An 18,394-nucleotide genomic window follows, 5' to 3' on the forward strand; every position below is an offset into this window, starting at 1 on the left:
TTCCGCCGCTAATCCGACCTGCGCTCAGCCTGCTTTATGGTGCGCACCATGACCACGATGGTGGCCGCGCATTCCACCATCTTTGCCACCAGGCACACTGTCGTCAAACACTTTCTTTTGCTCTGGCGTCAGCACGGCGTAGAACGTTTTCAGCGAGGCCAATCGGCTTTCCTGGTCGGCGATGCGTTCCTTCGACATGGCGATCCATTGTTCCATGCGTTCCGGCGCCGACAGCTTGGCCATCGCTTCGCGCTTGGCTTTCCAGTCGCCCATCGGTTTTTTCGGCGCATTGGCGGCCGTGAACGTGGCCCATGCGGGTTCCTGGGCGGCCGTCAGCTTCAGCTTGTCGTGCAGGCGGGCCTGGTACTTGGCCATGCGTTCGGCGGGATTGCCGTCGCGGTGCTGGCCGCGCTGGCCTTCATGTTGCATCTTGGTGCTGGCGGCAGGCGCGCTGGCGGCCGCTTCCTGGGCGTGGACGGTCAGCGATGCCGCACCCATGCCGAGTACGCTCATGGCGATGATCAAATTCTTGCGTAAAGTCTTCATTGAGGCGTTCATCTGGATTCCTTTGTAAAGTGAGGGATGTACATGTTGCTGCACATGAATCCATGTTGGACTCGCCATGTTTCCCCGAAGTGTCCGCTGCCAGACAGTTTGTATCTATATGTTTCTTCGGGTCTTCTATATACAAGACGATACAAATGCGTTGTGCAAGGCCGGGGGAAGTGGGGATAATTCGTACCATGGAACCCACTTCTACAATTCTCATCGTCGACGATGACCGCGATATCCGCAGCCTGCTGGCGGACTACCTGGAAACGAACGCCTACCGCACCCTGGGCGCGGCAGATGGCACGGCCATGTGGAAAATCCTCGATGAAACGCGGCCCGATCTGATCGTGCTCGACTTGAACCTGCCCGGCGACGACGGCCTGACCTTGTGCCGCAAGCTGCGCGCGCAGTCGACCGTGCCGGTGATCATGCTGACGGCGCGCAATGAGCCGCTCGACCGCATCCTGGGCCTGGAAATGGGCGCCGACGATTACTTGCCGAAGCCGTTCGAGCCGCGCGAATTGCTGGCGCGCATACGCAGCGTGCTGCGCCGCAGCCATGCCATGCCGTCGAACGTGCCGTCGGACAAGGCGCAGCAAATCCGCTTTTCCGGCTGGACCCTGGACTTGACGGCGCGCCACCTGCTCAATCCCAGCGGCCTGGTGATCATGCTGTCGGGCGCGGAATTCCGCCTGCTGCGCGTCTTCCTCGAGCACCCGAACCGCGTGCTCAACCGCGACCAGCTGCTGAACCTGACGCAGGGCCGCGACGCCGACCCGTTCGACCGCTCGATCGATATCCAGATCAGCCGCTTGAGGCAAAAGCTCGGCGAAGATGCGCGCTTACCGCAAATCATCAAGACCGTGCGCAACGGCGGCTACGTGCTGGCCGGCCAGGTCAATGTGGAGCCGCACGCGTGAAGGCCTTCCTGGGCTCGATGACGGGCAGAGTCTTCGTGTTTTTGCTGATCGGCATCGTCGCTTCGGCCGCGCTGACGCAGTGGCTGGCCGTGGGCGAACGCCAGCGCGCCATCGAGCAATACCGCGATTATCACGCCGTCGAGCGGGCCGAGCAGCTGGTGATGGCGGCCGACGTGGTGCCGCTGGCCTCGCGCGCCGCCTACCTGAAGGTGGCCAACAAGGGCAGCGTGCGTCTGGAATTGCGTCCCGATGTCGAGCATGTACCGGGCAAGCCGACGGAATTTTCCACCGCCCTGCAAGCCAAACTGGGTGAAGGTTTCAAGGTCAGCGCGCTGGCCGAACGCCCGGCCGCCTGTATCGAACCGCGTAAATCACCGGGCATGTTTTCCGCCAAGCCATGGGGCGGCACCTGCGAAAACCTCGACGTGCGCATGCAGGATGGCCACGTGCTGCGCCTGATGGTCTTGCCGCCGCGCCAGCAGCCGCCATTCAATGAACATAACGACTGGATGACCTTGCTGCCTTTCCTGATCAGCATTGCCATCCTCGCCTACCTGGTCACGCGCATGACCATGCGCCCGCTCAAGCAGCTGGCGCAGGCGGCGAAAGACCTGGGCAACGACATCAACCATCCGCCGCTGACCCTGTCGGGCGCCAGCGAAATCCGCCAGGCCAGCGCCGCCTTCAACGCCATGCAGGCGCGCATCCGCCAGCACATTTCCCAGCGTACACAGATGCTGGCCGCCATTACGCATGACTTGCAGACGCCGCTCACGCGCTTGCGCTTGCGTCTGGAAAAAGTGGCCGATACGGAATTGTATGACCGCCTCGTGGGCGACCTGTCTGCCATGCAGAGCATGGTCAAGGAAGGGCTGGACCTGGCCCGCTCGATGGACAGCACGGAAGCGATGCAGGCGCTCGATCTCGATTCCCTGTTGGACAGCGTCTGCTCCGACGCGGCCGATGCCGGCCAGAATGTCACCTTGGCCGGGCAAGCCAGCATGGCCTTGATGGCGCGCCCGATCGCCATGCGGCGCTGCCTGGTGAACCTGATCGACAATGCCGTCAAATATGGCCAGTACGCGCAAGTCACAGTCGAGCGCATCCCCGGTGCCGCGCGCATCCGCATCCGTGATGGCGGGCCGGGCATTGCGCCAGATCAGCTGGCCAAGGTGTTCGAACCGTTTTACCGTATCGAGACCTCGCGTTCGCGCGAGTCGGGCGGCACGGGCCTGGGCCTGACCATCGCGCGCAATATCGCCGAGCAGCACGGCGCCACGGTTTTGCTGTCCAATCACGTCGACGGTGGACTGGAAGTCACCCTCATCGTGCCAGAGTATTACGCAGGAAAGTGAGCATTTCCGTGCGACAATATTGTGCTTTATGCCTCCCTGGCAACTACATTCAACCTGCAGCCCTGCGCTGCGACAGCGTGACAGAACAATGAAAAAGACTAGTCTGGCAATCCTCGTGGCTGCGGCCCTGTGTATCGGTGGCGGCATCTGGTATTTCACTCATCCGTCCGGCGCGGCGGCCGGTGGGCAGGATGGCAAAGGGGGCAAGGGCGGGCAGGCGCCGACGACGGTGAGCGTGGTCGCGCCAGTGCGCCAGGATGTGCCGATGGTGCTGCAAGCCAATGGCAGCGTGATGCCGATCAGCAGCGTCGACTTGCACCCGCAGACGACCAGCACGATTAGCAAGGTGCATATACGCGAAGGCCAGTTCGTCAAGCAGGGCGAGCTGATGTTTACGCTGGACGCGCGCAGCGAGCATGCGAATGTCGACAAGGCACAGGCGCAGGTCTTGCGCGACCGCGCCTCGGTACAGGATTTCGAGCGCCAGCTCAAGCGCAACCAGGATTTGCTGAGCAAGAATTTCATCGCCCAGGGCGCCGTCGACACCCTGCAAAGCCAGCTCGACGCGGCACGCGCCTTGCTGGCCGCCGACCAGGCCGCCTTGCGCGCCGCCCAGGTCGATTCCAGCTACACCGTCCTGCGCGCGCCGCAGGCGGGGCGGGTGGGCGCCATTAATGTCTACGCGGGCAGCTTGGTGCAGCCGACCACGTCGCTGACCAGCATCACCCAGCTCGACCCGATCGATGTGGCCTTCACCTTGCCGGAAAGCAGCTTGTCCGGCTTGCTGGCGGCGCAAAAGGCGGGCGAGGTGCCTGTCACGGCGCTGTTGTCGGACGCGGGCGGCAAGCAGCTCGACGGCAAGCTGAACTTTATCGACAATGCCGTCGATCCCGCCACGGGCGTGATCAAGATCAAGGCCCGCTTCAATAATGGCGGCACCGACTTGTGGCCAGGCCAGTACGTGAATACGCAGCTGACCGTGCGCACCCTCAAGGATGCGCTGGTGATCCCGCAAAACGCCATCATCACGAGTACCGCCGGTACGTTTGTGTACTCGATGGAAGCGGACAGCACGGCCAAGATGCGCAAGGTTGCCCGCGTGTACGCATTCGGACCGAACACCGTCGTCACCGGCCTGTCCGGCGATGAAAAAGTCATCGTCGATGGCAAGCAGAATTTGCGTCCGGGTAGCAAGGTGCGCCTGGCGGAAAAACACAAGGCTGCCGATGGCGCCGCCGCAGCGCAGGGCAAGCCAGCATGAACCTGTCCGAACTGAGCATCCGCCGCCCCGTCATGGTGGTGCTGCTGTCCCTCTCCATCATCCTGGCCGGCGTGCTGGCCTACCTGCAAATTCCCGTGGCGGCTTTGCCGAGCTACAACACGCCCGTCATCAACGTGAGTGCCGACCTGGCCGGTGCCAGCCCGGAAACCATGGCTTCGTCGGTGGCTTTGCCGCTGGAAAAACAATTTTCCACCATTTCCGGCCTCAGCCTGATCACATCCACGAGTACCCTGGGCAATACCTCGCTGACCCTGGAGTTTGACGCCAACATCAATGTCAACGAGGCGGCCGTCGACGTGCAGGCGGCCCTGCTGCGCGCGCAGCGCCAGTTGCCGACGGAAATGACGGACTTGCCGTCCTACCGCAAGGTCAATCCGGCCGATGCGCCGGTGCTGTTCATCCAGATGACGTCGCCTTCGTTGAACTTGTCGGACCTCAACGATTATGCGGAAAACCTGATCGCGCCGAGCCTGTCGACCCTGCCCGGCGTCGCCCAGGTCATCGTCAATGGCCAGAAGCGCTTTGCCGTGCGTGTGCGCGCCCGTGCCGACCTGATGAATGCACGCAACCTGACGATGGACGAGCTGGCCATTGCCTTGCGCACCTCGAACACGAATTCCCCGCTGGGCATCCTTGACGGCCCCAGCCAGACCCTGACTATCCAGGGCAATCCGCAAATGATGAAAGCGGCCGATTTTGCCGAACTGATCGTCGCCAGCCGCAACGGCCAGCCCGTGCGCCTGAAAGACGTGGCCGAGGTGGAAGACAGCTTTCAATCGATCAAGGCCGTCGGCAGTTTCAATGGCGAGCGCTCGATCAGCCTGATGGTGCAGCGCCAGCCGGACGCCAACACCGTGCAAGTGGTCGATGGCGTGCGCCGATTGCTGCCGGGCTTCAAGGAGCAATTGCCGCAGTCGATACAGATCAGCCTGGTCAACGACCGCTCGCTGTCGATCCGCGAAGCCATCCACGACGTGAATCTGACCCTGGCCCTGACGGTGGTGCTGGTGGTGCTGGTGATCTTTTTGTTCCTGCACCGCGCGGCCGCCACCTTCATTCCGGCCGTCACCATGCCGATCTCGCTGCTCGGCGCGCTGGCCCTGCTGTACTGGCTCGGCTACAGCCTCGACAACGTGTCCCTGCTGGGCATCACCCTGGCCGTGGGCCTCGTCGTCGACGATGCCATCGTGGTGCTGGAAAACATCGTGCGCCATATCGAGATGGGCAAGAAACCGATACGCGCAGCGCTCGAAGGGGCGAAAGAGATGGGCTTTACCATCATTTCGATTTCCGTCTCGCTGGTGGCCGTATTCATCCCCATCTTCTTCATGCCGGGCGTGATCGGCTTGCTGTTCCATGAGTTCGCCGTCGTCGTCTCGCTGGCCGTGCTGGTGTCCGCCATTGTGTCGCTGACCCTGGTGCCGATGCTGGCCAGCCGCTTCCTGCCTGCCGACTCGCGCGAGCACAATGACAGCGACCCGAGCCATGGCGAGAAAACCTTTATCGGCCGCCATTTCGAAGCGGGTTTCACGGCATTGCGCAACGGCTACGTGCATCTGCTCGACAAGGCCCTGGCGCACCGCAACGTGGTGCTGTTCGTTGCCGTGTGCACCTTTGCGCTGACGGTGCTGCTGTACGCGACCATTCCGAAAGGATTCTTCCCCGAGGAAGACCTGGGCCAGATCCAGGTGAATACGGAAGCGTCGGAAGACATCTCCTCTGCGGCGCTGCAGGATTTGCAGGCGCGCGTGGCGGCCGTGCTCAAGGCGGACCCGAGCGTACAGGATGTGACGTCGTTCGTCGGCGGCGGTAACACGGGCCGCATGTTCATGGTCTTGAAGCCGCGCAGCGAGCGGCCGAAAATGCCCGTGGTGCTGGAAAACCTGCGCCGCGCGGCGGGCACCGTGCCGGGCATGGCCGTGTATTTCCGGCCCGTGCAAAACTTGCAGCTGGGCGGGCGCCAGAGCAAGAGCCGCTACCAGTACACCCTGCAAAGCGTCAGTCCCGACGCCCTGAATGACTGGGCGGAAAAGTTTATTGCCGGCATGCGCACGGACCCCGCCTTCCGCGACGTCACCAGCGATTCGCAGATCAAGGGCTTGCAGGCGTCGCTGAGGATCGACCGCGACAAGGCCAATCTGCTGGGCGTGCAAATGTCCGATATCCGCACGGCCCTGTACAGCGCCTTTGGCGAGCGGCAAGTGTCGACCATCTACTCGTCGGCAGCCAGCTATTACGTGATCCTGGAAGCGGCCACGGCAGACCGCCAGTATGACGATGCGCTCACGCGCGTGTCCGTGCGCAGCAAGACGGGCGAACTGGTGAAACTGTCGAGTATTGCCTACGTGGAACGCACGATCGGGCCCACGTCCGTCAACCACCAGGGGCAGTTGCAGGCCGTCACCATCGCCTTCAACCTGGCGCCGGACGTGCCGCTGGGCATCGCCACGGGCAAGATCGACGCGATGGCCAAGGACATGAGCTTGCCGGCCTCCATCATCACGCGCTATGGCGGCGACGCGGCCGTGTTCCAGAGCTCGCAGGCTAGTCAGATCATCCTCATCATTGCCGCGCTGGTCGTGATCTATGTGCTGCTCGGCGTGCTGTATGAAAGCTATATCCACCCGCTGACCATCCTGGCTGGCTTGCCATCGGCGGCCGTGGGCGCGCTGCTGACCCTGCGCCTGTTCGGCATGGACCTGACCATGATCGCCATCATCGGTATCCTGATGCTGATCGGTATCGTCAAGAAAAACGCCATCATGATGATCGACTTCGCCCTGCATGCGCAGCGCAATGAAGGCATGAGCCCACCTGAGGCCATCCGCCAGGCGTGCATTTTGCGTTTCCGTCCCATCATGATGACGACGGCGGCAGCCCTGATGGGCGCCTTGCCGATCGCCCTGGGCCTGGGCGCCGGCGCCGAGCTGCGCCAGCCGCTGGGCCTGGCCGTGGTCGGCGGATTGCTGTTCTCGCAAGTGATTACCCTGTTCATCACTCCCGTCATTTATTTGTTCCTGGACAAGTACAGCGGCACGGGGCCGATGACGGACGAGCAACTGGTGGCGCTCGACAACAAGGCTTGAGTACGTGAGCACTTGCGTGACCCGTGACCGGCGTCCCCTTCCTGCGTGAATGGGGCGCCGGTTTTGTATGGGCAGTGATACATACGGTAACAACCGTCAAGGGAGGGCTCGGGTACTCTGGTCAGCGCTGCAAGGAATGTCGCTATCCTGTACGCTTCGGGTTGGAAAGGCCGAGGAAGTGTTCCCAAAAGCAAGGGACTCTGGCACTATGGCTGCCCTGTAATGTTATTTCTTCGCTACACAGAAAGCACGATTCATTTTGCATGACACGACCCATTTGTTGGCTGCCGATTCCGATGTTTGCCCCACCTGCGGGCAAGTGATCCAGCCACCACCGGCCTACGGGTCCAGGACCAGCACGACGCGCAAGGTGGCGCTCGGCGTGTCCGTCTTGCTGCACGTGCTGCTGGCGGCGTATGTCCTGTTGCGCAGCGACAAGATCGAAAAGATTCCGCCGCCGAAGAAGGAAAGCGCGATGGTCTACATCGCGCCGCTGAAAGACAAGCCGCAACCGAAGCCGCAACCGAAGCCCACACCGAAACCGAAGGACACGAAAGTGGCCAAAGTGAAACCGCCGCCGGCCCCGAGCAAGCGCGTGGTGACAAAAGACGTGCCGCGCGACAAGCCGAAACTGGAAACCTACACGCCGCCGCTGGTGTCGAAAGTGCCGTTGCCGCCGCCGCCCGCTGAAGACATGAGCTCGATGATCGAGCAGCGCCGCAAGCAGCGCGAGGCGCAAAACCCCACGCCGCCGGCCGAGGAAAGCGAAAACGACCGCGCCATGCGCGTGGCCAAGGCGAATATCGCCGGCGCCCAGGGACGCAATTCCGGCAGCGACCGCGAGGATTCGGGCGGCGTGTTTTCCATCGTCAACCAGACCTCGTTCAGTGCGGAAGTCAAATTCAAAGGCTGGAATGGCAATTTCAAGCGCAACTGGCTGAAGCAGGAAAAAGTGGAACTGGGCAATGAACCTGATATCGAATCGGCCATCATCAAGAAGATGATCCAGCTGATCCGTGCCGAAAAACCTGGTGATTTCGTGTGGGAATCACGGCGCCTGGGGCGCAACGTCAACCTCAGCGCTCGCGTGGAAGACACGGCCGAGCTGACGGCGTTCCTGCGCCAGGAATTCTTTTCCGAGAAGCGCTCTGGGCCGGGACGGCGCTAGGCGCCAGGACGCGCTGCAATAAAAAAAGGCTGCGCCGTGTGAACGGGCAGCCTTTTTTACGCGGCGTTGATCTCGATCAAGCCGGTTTGTCGGTTCCCGCTTCCGGCTCGACGTCGTCTTCCATCTCGATCAGTTCGACCATCTGGGCCGCGCCGTCTTCGCTGATGCCGGCCAGTTCCATGATCTTGTCGTTGGCTTCGTCGATGCCGACTCGTTTCAAGGCGGAGAACAATTGCACGGTGAACGGGAAGCCGACGCCGTCTTCATCCACGTAGCTGTCGAGCTTGGCTTTCGCCTGGCGCAGCGCATTCACGGATTCATTGCGGTTGAGCTTATCGACTTTCGTCAGGATGCAGTGGATCGGCTTGCCCGTCGGGGCGAACCATTCCAGCATCTGGATGTCCAGATCGGTGAACGGGCGGCGCGAATCCATGATCAGGATCAAACCGGCCAATTGTTCGCGGCGCTGCACGTAGTCGCCCAGCAGGCGCTGCCAGTGCAATTTGGCCGAGCCCGATACTTCCGCGTAGCCGTAGCCCGGCAAGTCGACCAGCAGGCATTCGATCTCTTCGACGATGGTGGCATCCTTGCGGTGCTGCGCCACGTGGGCGCCGCCGATGGAGAAGTAGTTGATGTGCTGGGTACGGCCAGGTGTCTTGGAGGCGAACGCCAAGCCTTTCTGATTACACAAGATGTTGATGGCGGTCGATTTACCGGCATTGGAGCGGCCGGCAAAGGCGATTTCCGGCACCGTGGTATCGGGCAGGTCACGCAATTGGTTGACGGTCGTAAAGAAGCGGGCTTGCCAGAGTTTTGACATGGGAGTAGTAATGCAACAAAAGGGAGCGATAAGGGAGCGATAACGCCAAGAAGCTATTGTACAATAAGGGGTTGTTTATTGTTGCCGGCGTAGCAGCGATGCGGCTTGCGGCCCTGAAAATAAAGCAAAAATCCAAGGGCGCGGCAATGTCCACCACTAATTTCTCACTGTCTCAGGGTGCCTGAATGAATCGTGCGTTTTCACCGTTGTTCAAATCCATGCTGCTCGCTTTGCTGGCTGTATCGGCAACTGCCTCTGCGGTCGAAGCACCGAAACCGGCCGTCAAGGCTGACGCTGCCAAGGGCGCTACCCTGTACGCCGATGGCGATGCGGCGCGCGGCCTGCCTGCCTGCGTCTCCTGCCATGGCGCGGCCGGCAATTCGACCATCACGGTTAATCCGAAGCTGGCCGGCCAGCACGAAAGCTATATCTACAAGCAACTCGTCGATTTCACGACGCCGCAGCGCAACCAGCCCGTCATGACGACGTACGCGAAGATGCTCAGCGACGCCGACAAGAAGAATATCGCCGCCTACCTGGGCACGCAGCTGTCCAAGCCGGGTGCCGCGAAAAACAAGGACACGATTGACCTGGGCAAGAAAATCTACCGTGGCGGCATTGCTTCCAAGCAAGTTGCCGCCTGCGCCAGCTGTCATGGCGCGACGGGCAATGGCATTCCCGTCCAGTATCCGCGCATCGCCGGCCAGCACCAGGATTACACGGTGGCCCAGTTGACGATGTTCCGCAGCACCAAGGCCGATGCCCGCAAGAACAGCGCGGAAATGCACACCATCGCCGCCCGCATGTCGGATGACGAGATCGCCGCCGTGGCCGATTATATTGCCGGCCTGAAGTAAGTTTTCATAGTGGCAAGAGATTGCCAGGCGCAGCAGCGCGCGTGAACAAGGGCGGCCGTCTCAACGGGCTGCCCTTTTTCATGGCAGGGGCCAAACAGGAGTATGCTGCCGCCTTGCGCGGAGAAACTATCTGCTCCATGCCACATTTTCTTGAAGATTGCATATCCCGTATGAGTATTCACGTATGAGCACAGGCACGACCGGAATCGAGTTAAAGACCCAACGCCGCAGCCTGGCTGAATTCGTCGAGCTGGTCTCGTCGATGCGCTTTGCCATCAGCCTGCTGACCCTGATCGCCGTCGCATCGATCATCGGCACCGTGCTCAAGCAAAACGAGCCCATGCCCAATTATGTGAACCAGTTCGGTCCGTTCTGGTTCGCCGTTTTCGACAAGCTGAGCCTGTATTCCGTGTATTCGGCCTGGTGGTTCCTCGTGATCATGGGTTTCCTCGTCGCCTCGACCTCGCTGTGCATCGTGCGCAATGCGCCGAAGATGCTCAAGGACATGCGTAGCTGGCGCGAAACCGTGCGCGAGCAATCGTTGCGCAATTTCCACCACAAGCTGGAATGGCAGGTGCCGCTGCCGCGCGCCGTGCTGGCCCAGCAGATGGTGATGTGCCTGAAAGACGCCGGCTATGCGGCCAAGGTGGTCGAGAAGGACAACGCCACCCTGGTGGCGGCCAAGCGTGGCGCGGCCAATAAATGGGGCTATATCTTTGCCCACGGCGCCATCGTCATCATCTGCGTGGGCGGCTTGCTCGACTCGGAAATGCCGATCCGTGTGCAACAGTGGTTCTTCGGCAAGACGCCATTTGCCGGCAGCGGCGTGATCGCCGACATTCCCGCCCAGCACCGTTTGAGCCTGTCGAATCCTACGTTCCGCGGCAATACCATGATTCCGGAAGGTTCGTCGAGCAACACGGCCATCATTCCCCAGGCCGACGGCGTGCTGATCCAGGATCTGCCCATCACCATCCTGCTGAAAAAATTCCACATCGATTTCTACAGCACGGGCATGCCGAAGCTGTTCGCCAGCGATGTGGTCGTCACCGATCATGAAACAGGGAAAAGTTTCCCAGCGACTATCAAAGTCAACCAGCCGCTGCTGTACAAGGGCCTGGCCCTGTACCAGTCCAGCTTTGAGGATGGCGGCAGCAAGCTCAAGTTGACGGGTTTCCCCATGACGGGCAAGACGACGAAACGCTTCGATATCGGCGGCGAAGTGGGCGGCAGCACGCCGCTCGAGCGCAGCGATGGCAATTCCTACACAGTGGAATGGTCGGGTTTCCGTCCGTTCAACGTGGAAAACCTCAGCGCGGGCCAGGATGTGCGCGCCGTCAGCAAGGCGGAAAGTTTCAACGAGAAGTTCTCCGTCGGCCTGGACAAGCGCCTCGGCTCGGCCGCGAAGAACGCGAACAACAAGGATCTCAAGAACGTCGGTCCTTCGGTGCAATACAAATTGCGCGACAAGACAGGCCAAGCGCGCGAGTACCAGAACTACATGCAGCCCGTCACGGTCGATGGCACGACGGTGTTCCTGGCCGGCATGCGCGTCAACCCCAGCGACCCGTTCAGCTATCTGCGCATTCCCGCCGATGACAATTACAGCGTGAACGAATGGATGCGCTTGCGTGCCGCGCTGCAAGATCCGGCGCTGCGCCTGCAGGCGGCCACGCGCTATGCGGCGCGCGCCATGCCGCAGGCGAACGCGGAAGCCTTGCGCGGCCAGTTGCAGGAATCGGCCGCGAAAAGCCTCGGCATCTTTGCCGGCAATGGGCAAGAGGGCGGTTTCCTCGCCATTTCGCGTTTCCTGGAGAAAATTCCTGCCGCTGAGCAAGAAAAAGCGGCCGACATCTTCATGAAAATCTTGAATGGCAGCCTGTGGGACTTGTGGCAGGCGGCGCGTGCCCAGGACGGCTTGAAAGCCATCGAGGCCGATGACAAGCATGGCCGTTTCCTGCAACTGGCGACGAATGCGCTGTCCGACAGCTTCTTCTATGGCGCGCCCGTGTATCTGCAACTCGACGACTTCACGGAAATCAAGGCGTCCGTGCTGCAAGTGACGCGTTCGCCGGGCAAGAGCGTCGTCTACCTCGGTTGTCTGTTCCTCGTGATCGGCGTATTTTCCATGTTCTATATCCGCGAGCGCCGCCTGTGGGTGTGGATCAAGGATGGCGAGGGCGGCAGCGAAGCCTTGATGGCCATGAGCACGCAACGCAAGACCCTGGATTTTGAAAAAGAATTTGAGAACTTGAAGGCAAAGCTGCCGCAATCGGCGTAAGCTGCGCTGTGTCTGGGGCGCTTGCGCGTCGCCGGGAATGGAGAAAATATGGAATTGGCAAACAAGCAAATATATACGCAGGAACCAGGATTTTTCAAGCGCCTGAGCCTGATCGATTGGCTGTACGGTGCCGGCTTGCTGGCCGCCTCCCTGTTCGGCCTGATGCGTTTTGGCGAATTCATGGATATCTATGAAAAAGCCATCCTGCTGGCCGCGGCGCCCACGTTCGCGTGGCTGGGGTGGTACTGGAAGCCCGTGCGCTGGCTGATCCCCGTGGCGGCCGTGCTGTCGCTGTTCGCCATCGAGCTGTATGCGGGCCACCTGGAGATGGCGAACCAGAAATTCTTCCTGAAATACATCTTGTCGAGCCAGTCCGCCATCCTGTGGATGGGCACGCTTTTCGTGCTGTCGACCCTGTTCTACTGGATCGGCCTGGTGGCGCGCTCGGAATTCGGCTCGTCCGTCGGTTCCCTGCTGTGCTGGGCCGGCGTCGTGCTGGGCCTGACGGGCATGCTGGTGCGCTGGTACGAGTCTTACCTGATCGGCGCCGACGTGGGCCACATCCCCGTATCGAACCTGTATGAAGTGTTCATCCTGTTTTCCCTGATCACGGCCATGTTCTACCTGTACTACGAGCAGCATTACGCGACGCGCCAGCTGGGCGCCTTCGTCATGCTGGTCATTTCGGCGGCCGTCGTGTTCCTGATGTGGTACACGGTCACGCGCGACGCGGCAGAAATCCAGCCGCTGGTGCCGGCCCTGCAAAGCTGGTGGATGAAGATCCACGTGCCGGCCAACTTCATCGGCTACGGCACCTTCGCCCTGTCGGCCATGGTGGCGGCGGCCTACCTGCTCAAGTCGAGCGGCTACCTGGTCGACCGCCTGCCGTCGCTGGAAGTGCTCGACGACGTCATGTACAAGGCTATTTCCGTCGGCTTCGCTTTCTTTACGGTAGCGACCATCCTGGGCGCCCTGTGGGCGGCCGAAGCATGGGGCGGCTACTGGTCGTGGGATCCGAAAGAAACGTGGGCGCTGATCGTCTGGCTCAACTATGCAGCCTGGCTGCACATGCGGTTGATGACGGGCTTGCGCGGCCGCGTCGCCTCGTGGTGGGCGCTCGTGGGCTTGCTGGTGACGACCTTCGCGTTCTTGGGCGTCAACATGTTCCTCTCCGGCCTGCATTCTTACGGCAAACTTTGATGACAGAAGCGTCATGAACGGCCCGGAAAAACTGGTGTAAGGTATATCCAATCACCTTTTTCCGGAGCCGCCATGTTGATCAAGCGCAGTCCCAACGGCATTGAGTTGCCGTATTCTTCCGAAATCACGCCGCGCGCCGTATTCGAATCGCGCCGCAGCTTCATCAAGCAAGTGGCGCTGGGCTCCGTGTCCAGCGCGGCCTTGCTGGAAATGGCCAGCCGCGAAGCGTTCGCGCAAGGCACCAATCCCAAGCTGGCTGCCAAGCTCAATCCCGCCTATTCGGCGCTGGACAAGCAGACGGCCTATAAAGATGCCACCAGCTACAACAATTTCTACGAATTCGGCACGGACAAGAGCGATCCGGCGCAAAACGCGGGCACCCTGCGCACGCGGCCGTGGACGGTCAGCATCGAAGGCGAAGTCAAGAAGCCGATGACCCTGGACCTCGACGCGCTGCTGAAGCTGGCGCCGCTGGAAGAGCGCGTCTACCGGCTGCGCTGCGTGGAAGGCTGGTCGATGGTCATCCCTTGGGTCGGTTACTCCTTCTCGGAAATCATCAAGAAGGTCGAGCCGACGGGCAATGCCAAGTACGTGGAATTCATCACCCTGGCCGACAAGAAACAGATGCCGGGCGTGGGCAGCCGCGTGCTGCAGTGGCCGTATACGGAAGGCTTGCGCATCGATGAAGCGAACCATCCGCTGGCGCTGCTGACCTTGGGCATGTATGGCGAAACCTTGCCGAACCAGAACGGTGCGCCCGTGCGCATGGTCTTGCCGTGGAAATATGGTTTCAAATCAGCCAAATCCATCGTCAAGATCCGCTTCGTCAAGGAACAGCCGCGCACGTCCTGGAACCTGTCGGCGCCGTCCGAATACGGTTTTTACTCGAACGTGAATCCGAACGTCGATCATCCGCGCTGGTCGCAAGCTTCCGAGCGGCGCATCGGCGAAGACGGTTTTCTCGCGCGCAAGCGCAAGACATTGATGTTCAACGGTTACAACGATGTCGCTTCCCTGTACGCGGGCATGGATCTGAAGAAGTTCTTTTAAGGAAAGACCATGGCCCTCAATCCCACAGCCAAGCAGTTGTCGCTGCTGAAAAGCCTGATCTTTTTGCTGGCGCTGCTGCCGTTTGCACGCATGGTCTGGCTGACGTACACGGGGCAGCTGGTGGAGCCGCTGGAATTCATCACGCGCGGCACGGGCGACTGGACCCTGTATTTCCTGTGCATCAGCCTGGCGGTGACGCCCTTGCGCCGCTTCACGCAGTGGAATTGGCTGATCAAGCTGCGGCGCATGCTGGGCCTGTTCGCCTTTTTCTACGCGGCGCTGCACTTCACCACGTTTTTATGGTTCGATCACTTTTTCGATGTGCAGGAAATGTGGAAGGACGTGCTCAAGCGCCCGTTCATCACGGTAGGCTTTATCGCTTTCGTGCTGCTCATTCCGCTGGCCGTGACGAGCACGAACGGCATGGTGAAGCGACTGGGTGGCAAGCGCTGGCAGTGGCTGCACCGGCTGATCTACATCATCGCGCCGCTGGGCATCTTGCACTTCTGGTGGATGAAGGCGGGCAAGAATAATTTCGCGCAACCGATCCTGTTCGGCAGCATCGTCGCGCTATTGCTGGTAATCCGCGTTTATTTCGCCTGGAGCAAGCGGGAGAAAAGCGCCAGGGCGGCCAAGGCTGCCACCCCGGCACGCTCGGCTTAGGTTGCCGGCACGATCACCGGTGGCGGCGGCACGGGCGCCGGTTCGACGGGGCCTTTGGCTGGCGCGCCTTTGGCCGCGGGTGGCTTGGGCAGGTACAGGGGGCCGGTCTGGCCGCAGCCGGCCAGGACGCTAGAAACCACAATGGCGGTGCCGATATAAAACGCTGAGGATGACTTCACGATTAGAATCACGGTTTGATTAAGATCTTTGGAGTGTAGCATGAGCGAATCGGAATTCCTGGCCCTGGCCGAAGCCACCCTGACCCAGATCGAGGCGGCGCTGGACCGGCTGAACGATGAAGACGTGCTCGACGTCGAATGCAGCCGCAGCGGCAATGTGCTGGAAATCGAGTTCATCGACAACGGCACGAAAATCATCGTCAACAGCCAGGCCCCCATGCGCGAAATGTGGGTGGCCGCCCGTTCCGGCGGTTTCCACTATAAGCGCGTGGGCGACGAGTGGATCAACACGCGCGACGGCTCCGAACTGTTCGCGGCCCTGTCGGCCATGGCCAGCGAGCAGGCGGGCGCGCCGGTGGTCCTGAAGTAATTCTGACTGCCGTGGCAATAAAAAAAGGGCAGCCTTTGCAGGCTGCCCTTTTTGCATGATTACCGTTTAAAACAACTCGTTCTTCACGGCTTCTTTCGCTTTCTCTTCCTCCGGCGTGCCGCGCGCCGCGCCTTCCAGGCTGCCTACGCCCGTGCCCGGTGGATTTTCCGCATAGTAGTACTCGTCGCCCACGTGGATCAGGCCTTCCGGCACGGCGCGTTCCTCGACGGGAATGCTTTTCAGAGCTTTCGCCATGTAGCTGATCCAGATCGGCAAGGCCAGGCCGCCGCCCGTTTCACGGTTGCCCAGGTTGCGCGGCTGGTCGTAGCCGATCCACGCGATACCGACCAGCTTGGCCTGGTAGCCGGCGAACCACGCATCGATGGAATCGTTGGTCGTGCCCGTCTTGCCGGCCAGGTCGGGGCGCTTCAATGCCATGGCTTTATTGGCCGTGCCGAAGCGCACGACGTCGTTGAGCATGCTGTTCATCATGAAGGCATTGCGCTCGTCGATGACCCGGTTGGCTTCCTCGCCCGCGAGGTCCGGCTTGGCTTGCGACAACACATTGCCATCGCTATCGGTGACCTTGGCGATCAGGTAGGGGTTGACCTTGTAGCCGCCATTGGCGAACACGGCATAGGCGCCCGCCATCTGCAGCGGCGTCACGTTGCCGGCGCCCAGGGCCAGGGTCAGGTATGGCGGGTTCTTGTCCGCGTCAAAGCCGAAGCGCGTCGCGTATTCCTGGCCATACTTGGCGCCGATCTTGTGCAGGATGCGGATGGAAATCATGTTTTTCGATTTCATCAAGCCCTTGCGCATGGTCATCGGGCCATCGTATTTGCTGTCGTAGTTCTTCGGTTCCCATGCCTGGCCGCCCGTCTGGCCCGCGTCGAACGAGATCGGCGCATCGTTGATGATGGTGGCCGGCGACAGGCCCCGCTCCAGCGAAGCGGAATAGATGAAGGGCTTGAAGGCCGAGCCGGGCTGACGCCACGCCTGCGTGACGTGGTTGAACTTGTTGCGGTTGTAATCGAAGCCGCCCACCATGGCGCGGATGGCGCCGTCGGTGGTGCTGGCCGAGACGAACGCCGATTGCACTTCCGGCATCTGCGTCAAGACCCAGGCGTTGCCTTCTTGCATGACGCGGATCACGGCGCCGCGCTTGATGCGGCGGTTCGGCGCCGCTTTTTCCGACAGCCAGGCCGCGCCGAAGGTCAGGCCGGGGCCGGTAATGGTGATTTCCTCGCCGGCCGAGGTGACGGCCTGCAGCGATTTTGGCGAGGCCTGCAGCACCATGGCGGCGATGATGTCGTCGCTGTCCGGGTGGTCGGCCAGTTCCGTCTCGATCGCGTCATCGGCTTCGGCCTTGGTTTTCGGAATCTCGATATAGGCTTCCGGACCGCGGTAGCCGTGGCGTTTCTCGTAATCCATCACGCCCTTGCGCAAGGCGATGTAGGCGGCGTCCTGGTCGGCCTTGGTAATGGTGGTGTAGACGTTCAGGCCGCGCGTATACGTGTCTTCCTTGAATTGTTCGTAGACGAGCTGGCGCGCCATTTCCGACACGTATTCCGCGTGCACGCCAAAGGCGCTGCTGTCGGTTTTCACTTTCAGCTCTTCATTCTTGGCTTCCGTGTATTGCTCTGGCGTGATGTAGCCCAGCTGCGCCATGCGCTGCAGGATGTATTGCTGGCGCATGCGCGCGCGTTTCGGATTGACGACGGGGTTGTAGGCCGACGGCGCCTTCGGCAAGCCGGCCAGCATGGCCGCTTCGGCCACGGTCAGGTCCTGGATATTCTTGCCGAAATAGATTTGCGCGGCCGAGGCGAAGCCGTAGGCGCGCTGTCCCAGATAAATCTGGTTCATATACACTTCCAGGATCTGGTCCTTGCTGAGGTTTTTCTCGATCTTCCAGGCCAGCAAGACTTCATACGCCTTGCGTTTCAAGGTCTGTTCGCTGGACAGGAAGAAATTGCGTGCCACCTGCTGCGTGATGGTCGAGGCGCCTTGCTTGGCGCCGCCCGTCAGGTTGTGCAGGGCCGCGCGCGTGATGCCCAGGTAATCGACGCCGCCATGTTCATAGAAGCGGTCATCTTCGATGGCCAGCACGGCTTTCTTCATGACATCGGGAATATCCTTGATGTGCACCATGTTGCGCCGCTCTTCGCCGAACTCGCCGATCAGCACGCTGTCGGAGGTGAAAATCCGCAGCGGCATTTTCGGCTTGTAATCGGTCAGGGTATCGAGCGCGGGCAGGTTCGGATACGCCATGGCCAGGCCGAATACCACCAGCAGCACGCCGACGACGCCCAGGCCCAGGAACGATACCAGGGCCATCAGCAAAAAGCGTTTGGGTTTGCTGCCCTTCTGGGGCGGTTTCGAGCCAGCGTTGCCAGCGGATTTTGAAGATGTCATGCGTGTCATGTCTTTCAGTAAATTTATGCCGGTCAATTATAAGCGAGCTTGCCGGGGTGGCAGCGCGCTGTGGCGCTTGCCGGGGGAGACAGTCGAAACTTGCCGATACTCTATATAAGCGTGTATTGGCCCGCTGGCAACCAGGATTTGGTAACAATTATCCTGCGCCAGATCACGGCCCTGCCAGATAGGCGCCGCG

15 protein-coding genes are annotated in these 18,394 nt (G+C 61.0%); 11 read left to right on the top strand and 4 right to left on the bottom strand.

Features of this window, described 5'->3' with window-relative positions:
* Positions 1 to 24: 24 nt before the first annotated feature.
* Positions 25 to 558, bottom strand: coding sequence for a Spy/CpxP family protein refolding chaperone (locus tag JAB6_RS24805; protein WP_175444614.1), 534 nt, complete (start codon positions 556 to 558; stop codon positions 25 to 27).
* A gap of 185 nt (positions 559 to 743) precedes the next feature.
* On the opposite strand from JAB6_RS24805, the gene JAB6_RS24810 reads away from it, so the two are divergent.
* The 5 genes from JAB6_RS24810 (at position 744) to JAB6_RS24830 (ending at position 8,363) form a co-directional block, all read left to right on the top strand.
* The gene (locus JAB6_RS24810) at positions 744 to 1,472 is read left to right on the top strand and encodes a response regulator (RefSeq protein WP_034753223.1); all 729 of its coding nucleotides are present in this window, start codon (positions 744 to 746) and stop codon (positions 1,470 to 1,472) included.
* Positions 1,469 to 2,827: an ATP-binding protein gene (locus JAB6_RS24815; protein ID WP_034753225.1), complete on the top strand. Its 1,359-nt coding sequence runs from the start codon at positions 1,469 to 1,471 to the stop codon at positions 2,825 to 2,827. The genes JAB6_RS24810 and JAB6_RS24815 overlap by 4 nt, the downstream gene beginning before the upstream one ends.
* Before the next feature lie 88 nt (positions 2,828 to 2,915).
* Positions 2,916 to 4,088 carry an efflux RND transporter periplasmic adaptor subunit gene (locus JAB6_RS24820; protein ID WP_070305277.1) on the top strand — a complete coding sequence of 391 codons (1,173 nt, stop codon included), beginning with the start codon at positions 2,916 to 2,918 and terminating at the stop codon, positions 4,086 to 4,088.
* Entirely contained in the window at positions 4,085 to 7,195 is a 3,111-nt protein-coding gene (locus JAB6_RS24825) for an efflux RND transporter permease subunit (protein ID WP_070305278.1), read from the top strand. The genes JAB6_RS24820 and JAB6_RS24825 overlap by 4 nt, the downstream gene beginning before the upstream one ends.
* Before the next feature lie 259 nt (positions 7,196 to 7,454).
* Complete coding sequence (locus JAB6_RS24830; protein WP_070305280.1) at positions 7,455 to 8,363, top strand: hypothetical protein; 909 nt, start codon at positions 7,455 to 7,457, stop codon at positions 8,361 to 8,363.
* 76 nt (positions 8,364 to 8,439) lie between these two features.
* Here JAB6_RS24830 and yihA read toward each other — a convergent pair whose 3' ends face one another.
* Positions 8,440 to 9,183, bottom strand: a complete 744-nt coding sequence (yihA, locus tag JAB6_RS24835; protein ID WP_034753234.1) for a ribosome biogenesis GTP-binding protein YihA/YsxC — start codon at positions 9,181 to 9,183, stop codon at positions 8,440 to 8,442.
* A gap of 185 nt (positions 9,184 to 9,368) precedes the next feature.
* Between yihA and JAB6_RS24840 the strand changes: the two genes are divergently transcribed.
* The 5 genes from JAB6_RS24840 (at position 9,369) to JAB6_RS24860 (ending at position 15,234) form a co-directional block, all read left to right on the top strand.
* On the top strand, positions 9,369 to 10,040 hold the full coding sequence (locus JAB6_RS24840) for a cytochrome c (protein ID WP_035824033.1): 672 nt from the start codon (positions 9,369 to 9,371) through the stop codon (positions 10,038 to 10,040).
* 184 nt (positions 10,041 to 10,224) lie between these two features.
* Complete coding sequence (locus tag JAB6_RS24845; RefSeq protein ID WP_070305281.1) at positions 10,225 to 12,321, top strand: cytochrome c biogenesis protein ResB; 2,097 nt, start codon at positions 10,225 to 10,227, stop codon at positions 12,319 to 12,321.
* Positions 12,322 to 12,369: 48 nt separating this feature from the next.
* Positions 12,370 to 13,521 carry a c-type cytochrome biogenesis protein CcsB gene (ccsB, locus tag JAB6_RS24850; RefSeq protein WP_070305283.1) on the top strand — a complete coding sequence of 384 codons (1,152 nt, stop codon included), beginning with the start codon at positions 12,370 to 12,372 and terminating at the stop codon, positions 13,519 to 13,521.
* Positions 13,522 to 13,593: 72 nt separating this feature from the next.
* Positions 13,594 to 14,571, top strand: a complete 978-nt coding sequence (msrP, locus tag JAB6_RS24855) for a protein-methionine-sulfoxide reductase catalytic subunit MsrP (RefSeq protein ID WP_034753241.1) — start codon at positions 13,594 to 13,596, stop codon at positions 14,569 to 14,571.
* A 9-nt stretch (positions 14,572 to 14,580) separates the two neighbouring features.
* Entirely contained in the window at positions 14,581 to 15,234 is a 654-nt protein-coding gene (locus tag JAB6_RS24860) for a sulfite oxidase heme-binding subunit YedZ (protein ID WP_070305285.1), read from the top strand.
* Here JAB6_RS24860 and JAB6_RS24865 read toward each other — a convergent pair.
* Positions 15,231 to 15,413, bottom strand: a complete 183-nt coding sequence (locus JAB6_RS24865) for a lipoprotein (RefSeq protein ID WP_034753244.1) — start codon at positions 15,411 to 15,413, stop codon at positions 15,231 to 15,233. The genes JAB6_RS24860 and JAB6_RS24865 overlap by 4 nt on opposite strands.
* 40 nt (positions 15,414 to 15,453) lie before the next feature.
* Between JAB6_RS24865 and cyaY the strand changes: the two genes are divergently transcribed.
* Positions 15,454 to 15,783 carry an iron donor protein CyaY gene (gene cyaY / locus JAB6_RS24870; RefSeq protein WP_035824041.1) on the top strand — a complete coding sequence of 110 codons (330 nt, stop codon included), beginning with the start codon at positions 15,454 to 15,456 and terminating at the stop codon, positions 15,781 to 15,783.
* A 66-nt stretch (positions 15,784 to 15,849) separates the two neighbouring features.
* Here the strand turns inward: cyaY and JAB6_RS24875 are convergent, their stop codons facing one another.
* Positions 15,850 to 18,117 (bottom strand): penicillin-binding protein 1A, encoded by a 2,268-nt coding sequence (locus tag JAB6_RS24875; RefSeq protein WP_235194261.1) that lies wholly within the window; start codon positions 18,115 to 18,117, stop codon positions 15,850 to 15,852.
* Positions 18,118 to 18,394 lie beyond the last annotated feature (277 nt).

The organism is Janthinobacterium sp. HH104, assembly GCF_001758715.1.
GTDB lineage: Bacteria > Pseudomonadota > Gammaproteobacteria > Burkholderiales > Burkholderiaceae_D > Janthinobacterium > Janthinobacterium aestuarii.